The sequence below is a fragment of the Ralstonia mannitolilytica genome (assembly GCF_000954135.1).
GTDB classification, from domain to species: domain Bacteria; phylum Pseudomonadota; class Gammaproteobacteria; order Burkholderiales; family Burkholderiaceae; genus Ralstonia; species Ralstonia mannitolilytica.
Genome location: NZ_CP010799.1, coordinates 487,255 through 500,632, shown reverse-complemented (window position 1 = coordinate 500,632; position 13,378 = coordinate 487,255). Strand labels below are relative to the sequence as shown.

The following is a 13,378-nucleotide window of genomic DNA, read 5'->3' as shown; positions in this document are numbered from 1 at the left end:
ACCCAAAGCGGTGCGGCATGATGAGAGACCATTCTTCCATGCAGCCAAGCGAGCGGCAACGGCCCCATTCTTACGCTTCGTTGGAAGCCGCCCGACCATCGTCGGCGCAGGATCCGAAGCGCGACGACTGGGACGATGCAGGTGAGGCGGAGCCGCCAGTGCATGTGCTGTCGCATGACGAAGCGGTCGCCCTGTTCGGCGAGCGCGCCCTGCAGGCTTCGCGCATCACGCCTTTTTCCATCGTGCTCGGCCAGGTGGCCATCACACTGCTGTGTGCGCTCGGTTGGTATATCGGCAGCTGGTTTGCAGGCACGGGGTCTGCGTCAGCCGGCGAAGCCGCGCTGTCGGCCCTGCTGGGTGGCGGCGTGTGCGTCGTGCCTTCGGCGTGGTTCGCGATGCGGCTGTCGACGGCCAGGGGTTTTGAATCCATTGCCCGCCTCGTCGTGGGCGAAGCGATCAAGGTGCTCGGCACCATCGCGCTGCTGGTGGTCGTGGTGGTGGTGTTCAAGGGACTGCACTGGGTGCCCCTGCTGATCACCCTGATCCTGGCGCTGAAGATGTACTGGGTCGGTCTGGCACTGCGCTGACCGCGACGACGGACCCAAGCCTGCGGCCATGCGGCGGGCACACGGAACATGTCAGAACACGGCAGGAACCTGTGGCAGGAGAAGCCCGGGTTCATTGCCCTGACACTCCGAACGAATAAGGTGGCGCGTTTCAGCCGCGTGCAGTCCGCGATCTCCGGGGCAACCCGTCGAGCATCGGGCGCGAACTGGAACGGATCACGAAGAATGTTTCGCAATATTGGACTGAGTCATCATGGCAACTGAAGTCGCAGAAGCCGCCGGCCACGCCGCCGAGCACGCTCTTACGCCTTCCGCGTATATCGCGGAGCATTTGCAGAATTTCAACAGCATCGGCGGCAAGCAGGCGTCGGTGGTCGACTTCTCCGTCATCAACTGGGACACGATGTTCTGGTCCGTGTTGATGGGCGCGATCGGCCTGATCTTCCTGGGCATCGCCGCACGCCGTGTCACTTCGGGCGTTCCCGGCCGCTTCCAGGCGTTTGTCGAACTCGTCGTCGAGATGGTCGACGACCAGGCCAAGGGCATCATCCACGGCGATCGTTCCTGGATTGCTCCGCTGGCGCTGATGGTCTTCGTGTGGGTCACGCTGATGAACGCGGTTGACCTCGTCCCGGTGGATTGGGTCACGGGCGTCAACCATCTGCTCGGCAGCTTCGGCCTGCACGTGCCGCACCATCGCGCAGTGGCCACGGCCGACCTGAACGGCACCTTCGGCATGTCGTTCGCCGTGCTGATCCTGATGATCTACTACAGCTTCAAGATCAAGGGCGCGGGCGGCTTCGCGCACGAGCTGTTCTCCGCTCCGTTCGGCGCCAAGTGGTACCTTGCGCCGTTCAACCTGATCCTTAACATCATCGAATTCCTCGCCAAGGCTGTGTCGCTGGGCATGCGGTTGTTCGGCAACATGTACGCGGGCGAACTGGTGTTCCTGCTGATCGCGCTGCTCGGCTCGATCTGGACGTTCGGTGCCGACTTCTCGGCGCTGGGTTTCGTGGGTCACGTGGTGGCCGGTGCAGTCTGGGCGATCTTCCACATCCTGATCGTTCTGCTGCAGGCGTTCATTTTCATGATGCTGACGCTGGTGTACATCGGCCAGGCACATGACCATCACTAAGTAGCGGTTCAGGTTCTCCGGTTCCGTTTGGTTTTTTCAAGTTCCTCAGTTCTTAGTCTTTCACGTAAAAGGGAGTCATCATGCAAGCATTTCTCGCCAACATCCAAGGTCTGACCGCCATCGGTATCGGCATCATCATCGGCCTGGGTGCCATCGGCGCCTGCCTCGGCATCGCACTGATGGGTGGCAAGTACATCGAAGCCTGCGCACGTCAGCCTGAGCTGATGAACCCGCTGCAAACCAAGATGTTCCTGCTGGCTGGCCTGATCGACGCGGCATTCCTGATCGGCGTTGGCGTGGCCATGCTGTTCGCGTTCGCCAACCCGCTGCTGTCGGTCATCAAGTAATTCTTTTCGGTCTGCATGATGCCGGAGGCGGCCTGGGATGGCGCAACGCGCAGCCCTCGCCGCTTCGTGCATTGATCCGTAGTCACAATACCGAAAGGAACACACCATGAACCTGAACGCCACACTCGTCGCGCAGATGGTCGTGTTCTTCATCCTGTGGTGGGTTGTCGCCAAATTCATTTGGCCGCCCCTGGTGAAGGCGCTCGACGAACGCGCGAAGAAAATTGCCGATGGCCTGGCCGCTGCCGATAAGGGCAAGGCCGAGCTGGAGCTGGCCAACAAGCGGGTCGAGCAGGCACTGGCCGAAGCGCGCAATGAAGGCGCGCAGCGCATCGCGGACGCCGAAAAGCGTGCGCAGATGGCCGCTGAAGAGATCAAGCAGAACGCTCAAGCCGAAGCCGCGCGCATCATCGCGCAAGCCAAGGCGGAAGCCGAGCAGCAGACCGTGCGCGCGCGTGAATCGCTGCGTGACCAGGTCGCTGTGCTGGCCGTCAAGGGCGCCGAGCAGATCCTCAAGCGTGAAGTCAATGCGCAGGTCCACGCCGATCTGCTCAATCAACTCAAGGCTGAGCTGTAATCATGGCAGAACTCGCAACCGTTGCCCGTCCGTACGCAGAGGCGCTGTTCCGCGTGGCGAAGGCCGGCAATCTGGGTGCATGGTCTGAGCTCGTGTCGGAAATGGGGCAAGTCGCTTCCGTGCCCGACATGAAGGCAGTCGCCGATGATCCGAAGCTCTCCAAAGCCGATGTGGCGGGGATCTTCCTGTCGGCGCTGAAATCTCCGGTATCGCATGAGGCGAAGGAACTCGTTGGTCTGCTGGTCGCCAACAAGCGTCTGTCGCTGCTGCCGGAAATTGCCGCGCAATTCCATGTGCTGCGGAATGCCAGCGAAGGCGCCGCCGACGTCGAGATCACCAGTGCGTTCCCGCTCGAGGGTGCGCCCCTGACCGAACTGGTCGCCACGCTCGAACGCAAGTTCGGCAAGAAGCTGCAGGCACACGTGAAGGTCGATCCATCGTTGATCGGCGGCGTGCGCGTGCAGGTGGGCGACGAAGTGCTCGACACCTCGGTGCGCGCGCGCCTGGCGCAGATGCAGTCTGCGCTGACCGCCGCGTAATGCTGATCCGCGTGGCGCCGATGAGATCGCCCGCGGACAGATTGAAGAATTAGGAGCATTCGATGCAACTGAACCCCTCCGAGATCAGCGACATCATCAAGACCCGTATCGAGGGCTTGAAGGCTGGCGCTGACGCAAAGAACACCGGCACGGTCATCTCCGTGACGGACGGTATCTGCCGCATTCATGGCCTGTCGGGCGTGATGCAAGGCGAAATGCTGGAATTCCCGGGCAACACGTTCGGCCTCGCGCTGAACCTCGAGCGCGACTCCGTCGGCGCCGTGATCCTGGGTGAGTACGAGCACATTTCCGAAGGCGACGAAGTCAAGTGCACGGGCCGCATTCTGGAAGTGCCGGTCGGCCGTGAACTGCTCGGCCGCGTGGTGAACGCGCTGGGTCAGCCGATCGACGGCAAGGGCCCGATCAACGCCAAGCAGACCGACGTGATCGAGAAGGTCGCGCCGGGCGTGATCGCACGTCAGTCGGTGAGCCAGCCGGTGCAGACCGGCCTGAAGTCGATCGACTCGATGGTGCCGATCGGCCGTGGCCAGCGTGAGCTGATCATTGGCGACCGCCAGACCGGCAAGACGGCTGTTGCAGTCGACGCCATCATCAACCAGAAGGGCAAGGGCATCTTCTGCGTGTACGTGGCAATCGGCCAGAAGGCTTCGACGATCGCCAACGTGGTGCGCAAGCTTGAAGAGCACGGCGCGCTGGAATACACGATCGTGGTCGCGGCTGCGGCTTCGGACTCCGCTGCGATGCAGTACCTGTCGGCCTACGCCGGCTGCACGATGGGCGAGTACTTCCGCGACCGCGGTGAAGACGCCCTGATCGTCTACGACGATCTGACCAAGCAGGCTTGGGCGTATCGCCAGATTTCGCTGCTGCTGCGCCGCCCGCCCGGCCGTGAAGCCTACCCGGGTGACGTGTTTTACCTGCACTCGCGTCTGCTTGAGCGTGCCGCCCGTGTGAACGCCGAGCACATCGAAAAGATCACCAACGGTGAAGTCAAGGGCAAGACCGGTTCGCTGACCGCGCTGCCCGTGATCGAAACGCAGGCCGGCGACGTGTCCGCGTTCGTTCCGACCAACGTGATCTCGATTACCGACGGCCAGATCTTCCTGGAAACCGATCTGTTCAACGCCGGCATCCGCCCCGCAATCAACGCCGGTATCTCGGTGTCGCGTGTGGGTGGCGCCGCCCAGACGAAGGTCATCAAGAAGCTGTCCGGCGGTATCCGTACCGACCTGGCCCAGTACCGTGAACTGGCTGCGTTCGCGCAGTTCGCTTCCGACCTGGACGATGCGACCCGCAAGCAGCTTGAGCGTGGCCGCCGCGTGACCGAACTGCTCAAGCAGCCGCAATACCAGCCGCTGCAGGTGTGGCAGCTGGCCGCGTCGCTGTACGCCGCCAACAACGGCTTCCTCGACAACGTGGACGTGAAGGACATCCTGGCTTTCGAAAAGGGCCTGCACGACCATCTGAAGACGAAGTACGCCGACCTCATCAACCGTATCGAAGACACGAAGGATCTGTCGAAGGACGATGAGGCCGCGCTGCGTGCCGCGATCGAGGATTTCAAGAAGTCCGCCGCGTTCTAACCGCGTCCCGGAACTGGCTGCGCGTAGCCTGCGCAGCCAGCTTTGAACGGAGAGGAAGCAATGGCCGGAACAAAAGAGATCCGCACCAAGATCAAGAGCGTGCAAAACACGCGCAAGATCACCAAGGCGATGGAGATGGTCGCCGCATCCAAGATGCGCAAGGCGCAGGAGCGGATGCGTGCTGCCCGCCCGTACGCCGAGAAGATTCGCAACGTGGCCGCGCACATGGCACAGGCCAATCCGGAGTACCAGCACCCGTTCATGGTCACGCGCGACGTCAAGCGCGCCGGCCTGATCGTGGTGACGACGGACAAGGGCCTGTGCGGTGGCTTGAACACCAACGTGCTGCGTGCCGTCACCAACCAGCTGCGTGATCTGCAGAACAAGGGCGTTGAGACGCAGGCGACCGCCATCGGCACCAAGGGCATGCAATTCCTGGGCCGTGTCGGCGCGAAGGTCGTGTCGAACGTCGTGCACCTGGGCGATACGCCGCATCTGGAAAAGCTGATCGGTGCGATCAAGGTCCAGCTCGATGCATTCGCCGCCGGCGAGATCGACGCCGTGTACCTCGCGTACACCCGCTTCATCAACACGATGAAGCAGGAGCCGGTGGTCGAGCAGCTGCTGCCCCTGACGGCCGACAAGCTGTCGCAGAGCGACGCCGAGAAGCAGGCCTACTCGTGGGATTACATCTACGAGCCGGATGCCCAGACGGTCGTCGACGAGCTGCTCATCCGCTACGTCGAGGCGCTGGTGTACCAGGCGGTGGCCGAGAACATGGCGTCCGAGCAATCGGCCCGGATGGTGGCGATGAAGGCGGCGTCGGACAACGCCAAGAACGTCATCGGCGAGCTGCAGCTGGTCTACAACAAGACCCGTCAGGCCGCGATCACGAAGGAACTGTCCGAGATCGTCGGCGGCGCGGCGGCGGTCTAATGCCCACGGCAAAAAATTGAGTTATTGGAGATACACATGAGTATCGAAAGCGGAAGTATCGTGCAGTGCATCGGGCCCGTGGTGGACATTCAGTTCCCGCGCGACAAGATGCCGAAGATCTACGACGCGCTCGTGCTGGAAGACAGCGACGAGAAGTCGTTTGCCGAGAAGGGCCTGACCTTCGAAGTGGAACAACAGCTGGGCGACGGCGTGGTGCGTACCATCGCCATGGGTTCGTCCGACGGCCTGCGCCGCGGCATGCGCGTGGTCAACACCGGCGCACCGATCTCGGTGCCGGTCGGTCACGGCACGCTGGGCCGCATCATGGACGTGCTGGGTCGCCCGATCGACGAAGCCGGCCCGATCGCATCGGACGAGCGCCGCTCGATCCACCAGAAGGCCCCGAAGTTCGACGAACTGTCGCCGTCGGTGGACCTGCTGGAAACCGGCATCAAGGTGATCGACCTGGTCTGCCCGTTCGCCAAGGGCGGTAAGGTGGGTCTGTTCGGTGGCGCCGGCGTCGGCAAGACCGTGAACATGATGGAGCTGATCAACAACATCGCCAAGCAGCACTCGGGCTTGTCGGTGTTTGCTGGCGTGGGCGAGCGTACCCGTGAGGGCAACGACTTCTACCACGAGATGAAGGACTCCAACGTGCTCGACAAGGTCGCCATGGTGTTCGGCCAGATGAACGAGCCGCCGGGCAACCGTCTGCGCGTGGCGCTGACCGGCCTGACGATGGCCGAGCGCTTCCGCGACGAAGGCCGTGACATCCTGTTCTTCGTCGACAACATCTACCGCTACACGCTGGCCGGTACGGAAGTGTCGGCACTGCTGGGCCGTATGCCTTCCGCCGTGGGCTACCAGCCGACGCTGGCTGAAGAAATGGGCAAGCTGCAGGAACGTATCACGTCGACCAAGACCGGCTCGATCACGTCGATCCAGGCCGTGTATGTGCCTGCCGATGACTTGACCGACCCGTCGCCGGCAACGACCTTCCTGCACCTGGACTCGACCGTCGTGCTGTCGCGTGACATCGCCGCGCTGGGTATCTACCCCGCAGTCGATCCGCTCGACTCGACCTCGCGCCAGCTCGACCCGCAAGTGGTCGGCCAGGAGCACTATGACGTCGCACGCCGCGTGCAGCAGACGCTGCAGCGCTACAAGGAACTGCGCGACATCATCGCGATTCTGGGCATGGACGAACTGTCGCCGGAAGACAAGCTCGCCGTGAACCGCGCGCGTAAGATCCAGCGTTTCCTGTCGCAGCCGTTCCACGTGGCTGAAGTGTTCACGGGTTCGCCGGGCAAGTACGTGCCGCTGAAGGAAACCATCCGCGGCTTCAAGATGCTGGTGGACGGCGAGTGCGATCACCTGCCGGAACAGGCGTTCTACATGGTCGGCTCGATCGACGAAGCCTTCGAAAAGGCCAAGAAGCTCCAGTAAGCGCGAGGTCTGGCCTTGTGCACGCGCCAAGGCCAGTACTGGCTTCCTGACATCTGTTTAGGAAGCGGCTTTTCTGAGCAAAGGAATCGAGATGGCAACCATTCATGTAGACGTCGTCAGCGCCGAGCAGGAGATCTTCTCGGGCAATGCCAAGTTCGTGGCACTGCCCGGGGAAGCCGGCGAGCTGGGCATTCTGCCGGGCCACACGCCGCTGATCACGCGCATCAAGCCGGGCGCCGTGCGCATCGAGAAGGACGACGGCGGCGAAGAGTTCGTGTTCGTTGCCGGTGGCATTCTCGAAGTGCAGCCGAAGAAGGTGACCGTGCTGGCCGACACCGCAATCCGCGGCCACGACCTGGACGAAGCCAAGGCGAACGAAGCGAAGCGCGCGGCCGAAGAGGCGTTGCAGAATCAGAGCAGCGATCTGGACCTCGCGCGTGCACAAAGCGAACTTGCCGTGGCCGCTGCGCAGCTGGCAGCGATCGCGCGCCTGCGCCGCAAGCGCTAAGGCAGTGTCGAGCCGGCCGTCTTCGGCCGGTCCGGATGAAGAAAGCAGCCCGGTTGGGCTGCTTTTTTTTTGCGCGCCGCGGGCTCAGCGGTGTTCGGTCTCGCGGTGCCCCTCGCCGTGGTTGCCTTGCGGATGCGGCTGGGCGTTGTGATGCGCCTCCTGCGGCGGTTGCGGCGGGCGAAACTCGGGCGTGCGCGGCTGCGGCTGCGGTGCGCGGATTTCGGCTGCTTGCGGGGGCGGCGCGCGATGGGGCGCTTCGGCGTGGACTTCCGGTGCGCGCTGCTGGTCCGGCGCGTGGAACGTGCGGCTCTGTGGCGGCGCAACGTGGGGGCGTTCGTGCATCTGCGCGGTTGCGTTGCCGTTCAAGCGCTCCGGCGGCGGGTTTCCGAGCCGCGCGTGCGGTGTCGGGGCCGTGACGTGCGCGGCCGGCGGGCGTGATTCGGACGTGTGATGCGCGTCTTCCGGAACGGTGGGCCCCTCATGCCGTGGCGGACGTGTCGTCTTGCCCGCCGGGGCGGCCATCTGCGGCGCGGCGGTGCCGGGCGCCGGACCCGGCCGGCCGGTCGGGCTTGCGGACATGAAGCCCTGCGGACCCGGCTCGGCGCGCGCATCGCGCGGACCGTTCTGTGGATGCGGCGCATTGGCGTTCGGCGCATCGAGCAGACCCATGCGCGCGGGCGCATGTTCCTGCGGCGCACGGCCTGGTTCGCCGTCGGGGCGGGCCGGTGCGGCGGGCGCGGCATGCGTGAGGCGCAGGCCCGCTGCCTGCGCGACAAGGGGGGCGGGCGGCATCTTCGCGTTGGGCTGGCCATGCAGGCGCGTGGCGCGCACGTCGGTATTGCCGCCCGTCCACGCGGGGCCGGCACCGGGCAACGTACCGCCTTGCGAGCGGAAGCGCTCGGCCAGCGCGTCATGCCCACCCGCGGGCGTATTGGGCGCGCGCACGGCGATCGCCTGCTTCGCGAACACCTGTGCCGGCGGTTGCGCCCGGGGGCCCGCATTGGCCGCTGCTCCCACCAGGCTCGCGCGTACGGGCGCCAGCGCGGGGGCCGAGACGAACTGGGCATGTGCCAGCTGTGCACGCATCTGCTCGGGGCGCAGGTTCGCCATCGCGCCGTTGACGGGCTGCCCGTTGACGAACGTCTTGGCGGGCACGGCGGTCAGCGCAGCGGGGTTGTTGGCGTTGACGTAACTGACGCGGTTCACGTTGGTGATGCGCGTCACGTTGTTGTGGATGATCGTCTTGTTGACGGTGATGTTGTTGACCACCACCGTGCGGTTGATATTCGTCACATAGGTCGGGCTGGCCGCGTAGACCGGGCGATAGGCCTCGCCCGGGGCGAGCGGGAACCACGCCACACCCGGGGATCCGAGCGAGATGTGGATGCCCCAGCTCACGCCACCACCGCCCCCGCCGCCGACAAAGCCGACGAGCGCCGGCGCATACACCGGCCGCGGCACCACAGGCCCCGGCACCCAGCACCATGTGGTACCGACGTAGGCCCAGCGGCCATAGTGGAACGGGGCAAAACCCCAGGGCGCATCGTCGACCCATGTCCAGCCCCACGGCGCGATCCATGCCCAGTGTCCGGTGCGGTACGGCGCCCAGCCGGCCGGCACCGCGCGCGGCACCCATACGGCACCGTAGCCGGCTTCTTCACGCCACGTGCCATAGTCGTCGAGGGCTTCGTAGCCGGTCATTTCGCGGCCAACGTAGCGCGCCGAGACCGACGCGTCCTCGCGGGCATCGCGCGATTCGGCCCATCGGTCGAAGGCATCGCGGCCAGGGTTGTCGGTGCCGCCGGCCTGCGCGAGGTCGGTGCCGTCAAACCGGATCTGCTGACCGGCCGACAGTGGCAGCGAACGGTCGTCGCCATAGGCTGTGCCCTGTCCTCGCCAGACGGTGACGGTGGTGCTGGAGCCATCGGGCGCGACATCGAGGCGGTACTCGCCCGGCGCTTGCGGCGTAAAGGCGAGGTTGGGCGTATCGATCTCGACGGTCTGGTCGGGCGGCAACGCGCGTACGCGCACCGACAGCGCGCCCTGCGTCAGCTTGACCTGGGTGTTGTGGTCGTCCAGGTCGACGAGCGTGGCGCCGGTGTTCTGTCCGAGCCGCAGCGCCGTGGAACCCACGTGGAGCTCGCTGCGGCTGCCTTGGTCGGACCACAGCCGGTCGCCGCTGGTAAACGGACGGTTGAGCGTCGCCCCGGCCCAGTCGTCGGAGCCGGCCGGTGCGAAGCTCACCGCGCCGGAGAAGTCCGACAGCCGCGCGACGCGCGCAGCCGGATCCGCCGCCATGGCGGCCTGCGCGCCGCACACCAGCAGCACTGCGGCCACGCCAACGGCGCGCAGCACCTGCGGCAGCCGCGTGCCGGCGTATGAGGAACGACGCAAAACCTTGGACATGATGAGCCCTCGCTTCCAGTGGGCGGCCGCGGCCGCGTGTACGTCTTCATTTAACGCGGCGGGCGGGCAAGGGCCGACTTGCCTTTGTAAGCGCGTGTATCGCCCACGTGCACGGCATGAAGGTCGGCGAGGGAAGGGGGCAGGCCCGCGAATTGCACAGGCAAAAAAAAAGCGCGCGGGCCGGGGAGCACCGCGCGGACGGGAAATCCTTTCGAGGGGTCAATTCGAAAGGGAGGGGTAACCTTGCACCGTGGTGTGCGTCGTGCACTTGTGTGCGCCACGGTGCGCCGGCGGGGCACAACCGTTGGACACAAACCGCCGGGGTGCGAACGCATTGTGTGCGACGAACCCGCCAGGGGACGTAACAAAGTGTGTCGGATTGCAATCGAATGCAAGCGCTGCAAAAGTGGCGGGATGTGACGTATGGTGCGCTCGAGCACAACGCTGACGGAACGCCGACAGCACCTGCCCAGTCCCACCGTTTTGCCGTATCGCGCGCCGGGCTTGAAGAACCGCCGGCCCGCAGCACGCGAGCGGTCGGTCGTGCCGGCTCATCGGAGGGGAAGCATGCAAGAAGAAAGTGCGCGCCAACGGGCGCGCAAGCGCGAGGCAGCGGGCGTTTTTGTTACCTTGATGGCGGCACTCGGCGCCACCGGCGCGGCACATGCCGGCGCGGATAAGGTGCCGACGCCGCCTGGGGCGACGCCCAGTGCGCCCTCCGCCGCCCCATCCGTTGCTTCTGCGCCAATCGCCCCTCTTGCAAAATCGACAGAGCAGCGCGAGCGCTACGTCGGCACGTTCTGGCAGGGCATGGTCGAGAAGGGCGCCGACAGCTCCGCGTGGAACATCTGGCTCAGCGTCTACGACCGGTCAGGCGGCGGACAGGACAAAGACAAGGAGGCCGCCGCCGACACGCTCACCGGCGAAGCGTACGACGACCGTCCGGACGGCCGCGCGCTGTGGACGATCGAGGGCCGCAATGCACCCGAGCGCCGCTTCGTGTGGCGCGAGCGCGCCGAGGGGCTGGACGCGTCCGGCCAGTCCGTCGTGCGCGAGGGCGGCATGCTGTCGGGCGCGCTGTCGGCCGACGGCACCACCGCCACGGGCAACTGGAGCGACGGCGGCCGCAGTCGGCCCTTTGCACTCAAGCGCGTCGCGCAGTATCTCGAAGCGACGACGACGTCCGGTCAGGCGAAGCTCACGGAGCGCTACCCGGTCACCGGCGACGCGGCGGTCGATGCGCTCGTACAATCGCTGCGCCTGCGCCGCTGCGACCAGTACGACACCGAGTGCGTTGTCCGCATCAGCGTCGTCGGCGTGGGTGACACCGTGAGCCTGCTGCGCATGGTGTGGGCCTACAGCGGCGGGGCGCACGGCAACTACGGCTTCTCGGCCGGCAACTGGCGGCGTGGTCCGGAAGGCTTCCAGCCCGTTGTGCTGGCCGACGTGCTGAACCCGACGCCCGCCTGCCTGCAAGCCTTCAACACGCAGATTGTCGAGTCCCTCAAGCGCGAAGGCGCACCCGAGGCGCCACGCGGCGCGCTCAAGGAGAAGGACCTGCGCAACGCCACGTTTCCGTTTACGCTGCAAGGCGAGCGCATCGTCGTGCATTACGGGCCATACGAAGTGGGGCCGTACGCGCGGGGTGCGTTCCGCGCCGTCGTGCGGCTTCCCGACCTTGGGGCCGCATGCAGGCGGCCGACCACCTGACTGCATTGCCGACCATGTCCACCCAACCTTCCTACGCAGACGAACAGGCCACCATGCGCCGGCTGCTGTCCGGCAAGACCATCGCGGTGGTCGGACTGTCCCCGCGCCCCACGCGGCCGAGCTACGACGTGGCGCGCTATCTGCAGCAGGCCGGCTATCGCATCGTGCCGGTCAATCCGCAGCATGCGGGCGAGGATGTCCTCGGTGAGCCGTGCCATGCCACGCTGACGGAAGCCGCGACCACGCTGGCCGCGGCGGGACAACGCATCGACCTGGTCGACATCTTCCGTCGCGCGGAACAAGTCTTGCCGGTGGTGCAGGAGGCGGTGGCACTGGGCGTGGGCGGCATCTGGGTGCAGCTGGGCATCGTCAACGACGAGGCCATCGCCGTGGCGCGCGCCGCGGGCATTCCGGCCGTGCAGGACCGCTGTACCAAGATCGAGCACTGGCGGCTCGGCATCGGGCAGCGCGGCTGACGGCGCGCCGCCTTCCACGAAGTGGTCAGTCTTTCCATCGGCAGATCCAGGCGCAGGGCGCGCGCGTGCCGACGCTGGGCGCGTCATTCCGCTTGCCGGCGTATCGCGGCAGGGGAGGCGGTCGCGCTACACTTCGGCGGTTATTGAAACCGACTCATGCCATGGCCGTCGATCCGCAGATCCTGCAGTTCTACCAACGCGTTGCCGAACGATTCGGCGCCTTGCCGGCACCGGAAGATGCCGCCGCGCGCCGCGCGCAATTCGAAGCGATTGCGCAGCTGTCGGATCGGCCCCTGCCCGACGGTGTGGAGGTGTCCGACCTGAGCCTGCCGCTTGCGGGCCGCACGCTCGATGCCGTCGTGTTCCGCCCCAGGCGCGTGGCGCGGCCGCGCCTGCTGGTGTGGTTCCACGGTGGCGGCTGGGTGGTCGGGTCGGCGCGTACGACGCATCGCATGCTGGCAGCGCTGCTTGCGCAGGACACCGGCTGTGCAGTCGTCAGCGTCGATTACCGCCTGGCGCCGGAGCACCCGTTTCCCGCCCCCGCAGACGACGCGCGCGATGCGTTGGCGTATCTGGCCGAACAGCGCTTGCGGCTTGGCTTCGATCCGGGCTTCCTGGCCGTGGGTGGCGACAGCGCGGGCGGGCATCTTGCCGCGCAGGCTGCGGAGGCCGTGCATGTCATGGTCCGCCCGGGCCTCGTGAACGCGCAGTTTCTCGTCTACCCGGTCACCACGCCCGCTTTCGGCAGCGAGAGCTACAACGCGTTCGCACAAGGCCCCGGCCTCACGCGCGACGAAATGCGCTGGTACTGGACGCAGTTCATCGGTGCACAGCAGCTGGCCAAGCCACTCGCCGAGCAGGATGCGCGCATCTTCCCCATGGCGCAGCCGCCGCAGCACACGCCACCCGACACGGTCGTCATCGTGGCCGCGCACGATGTGCTGCGTGATGACGGCCTGCAGTACGCCGACCACCTCGTGCAGCACGGCGCGCAAGTCATCACCATTGAAGCCTCCGGCATGACGCACGGCTTTGCGCGCATCCAGCCCGAGGCCGAACGGGCGCGCGAATGGATGCGCCGCGCGGCGCATGCCTTTGTCGGGATGATCAGCGAGGAATGAGCGCGCG

Annotated in this window: 13 protein-coding genes; 12 read left to right on the top strand and 1 reads right to left on the bottom strand. The window is 65.8% G+C overall.

The window, feature by feature from the left end:
* Positions 1-158: 158 nt before the first annotated feature.
* From TK49_RS02425 to TK49_RS02385, 9 genes are all read left to right on the top strand, one after another.
* Positions 159-587, top strand: coding sequence for an ATP synthase subunit I (locus tag TK49_RS02425; RefSeq protein ID WP_373271744.1), 429 nt, complete (start codon positions 159-161; stop codon positions 585-587).
* A 232-nt stretch (positions 588-819) separates the two neighbouring features.
* Positions 820-1,701 (top strand): F0F1 ATP synthase subunit A, encoded by an 882-nt coding sequence (gene atpB / locus TK49_RS02420; RefSeq protein ID WP_045785283.1) that lies wholly within the window; start codon positions 820-822, stop codon positions 1,699-1,701.
* Between the two features lie 80 nt (positions 1,702-1,781).
* Positions 1,782-2,048: a F0F1 ATP synthase subunit C gene (atpE, locus tag TK49_RS02415; protein WP_003262709.1), complete on the top strand. Its 267-nt coding sequence runs from the start codon at positions 1,782-1,784 to the stop codon at positions 2,046-2,048.
* Between the two features lie 106 nt (positions 2,049-2,154).
* On the top strand, positions 2,155-2,625 hold the full coding sequence (locus tag TK49_RS02410; RefSeq protein ID WP_045785282.1) for a F0F1 ATP synthase subunit B: 471 nt from the start codon (positions 2,155-2,157) through the stop codon (positions 2,623-2,625).
* A 2-nt stretch (positions 2,626-2,627) separates the two neighbouring features.
* Positions 2,628-3,164, top strand: coding sequence for a F0F1 ATP synthase subunit delta (locus tag TK49_RS02405; RefSeq protein ID WP_045785281.1), 537 nt, complete (start codon positions 2,628-2,630; stop codon positions 3,162-3,164).
* A 62-nt stretch (positions 3,165-3,226) separates the two neighbouring features.
* Positions 3,227-4,768 (top strand): F0F1 ATP synthase subunit alpha, encoded by a 1,542-nt coding sequence (gene atpA / locus TK49_RS02400; RefSeq protein ID WP_045785280.1) that lies wholly within the window; start codon positions 3,227-3,229, stop codon positions 4,766-4,768.
* 60 nt (positions 4,769-4,828) lie between these two features.
* Entirely contained in the window at positions 4,829-5,704 is an 876-nt protein-coding gene (gene atpG / locus TK49_RS02395) for a F0F1 ATP synthase subunit gamma (protein ID WP_045785279.1), read from the top strand.
* A 42-nt stretch (positions 5,705-5,746) separates the two neighbouring features.
* Positions 5,747-7,150, top strand: coding sequence for a F0F1 ATP synthase subunit beta (gene atpD / locus TK49_RS02390; RefSeq protein WP_096745665.1), 1,404 nt, complete (start codon positions 5,747-5,749; stop codon positions 7,148-7,150).
* A gap of 91 nt (positions 7,151-7,241) precedes the next feature.
* On the top strand, positions 7,242-7,658 hold the full coding sequence (locus tag TK49_RS02385; RefSeq protein ID WP_045785277.1) for a F0F1 ATP synthase subunit epsilon: 417 nt from the start codon (positions 7,242-7,244) through the stop codon (positions 7,656-7,658).
* An 84-nt stretch (positions 7,659-7,742) separates the two neighbouring features.
* On the opposite strand, the gene TK49_RS02380 is transcribed toward TK49_RS02385, so the two are convergent.
* On the bottom strand, positions 7,743-10,064 hold the full coding sequence (locus TK49_RS02380; RefSeq protein WP_045785276.1) for a DUF6600 domain-containing protein: 2,322 nt from the start codon (positions 10,062-10,064) through the stop codon (positions 7,743-7,745).
* A 567-nt stretch (positions 10,065-10,631) separates the two neighbouring features.
* Here TK49_RS02380 and TK49_RS02375 point away from each other — a divergent pair.
* The 3 genes from TK49_RS02375 (at position 10,632) to TK49_RS02365 (ending at position 13,371) form a co-directional block, all read left to right on the top strand.
* Positions 10,632-11,774, top strand: a complete 1,143-nt coding sequence (locus tag TK49_RS02375) for an RsiV family protein (RefSeq protein WP_045785275.1) — start codon at positions 10,632-10,634, stop codon at positions 11,772-11,774.
* A 14-nt stretch (positions 11,775-11,788) separates the two neighbouring features.
* The gene (locus TK49_RS02370; RefSeq protein WP_045787705.1) at positions 11,789-12,250 is read left to right on the top strand and encodes a CoA-binding protein; all 462 of its coding nucleotides are present in this window, start codon (positions 11,789-11,791) and stop codon (positions 12,248-12,250) included.
* A gap of 161 nt (positions 12,251-12,411) precedes the next feature.
* A complete protein-coding gene (locus TK49_RS02365; protein ID WP_045785274.1) occupies positions 12,412-13,371 on the top strand; it encodes an alpha/beta hydrolase in 960 nt (319 codons plus the stop codon).
* Positions 13,372-13,378: the final 7 nt, after the last annotated feature.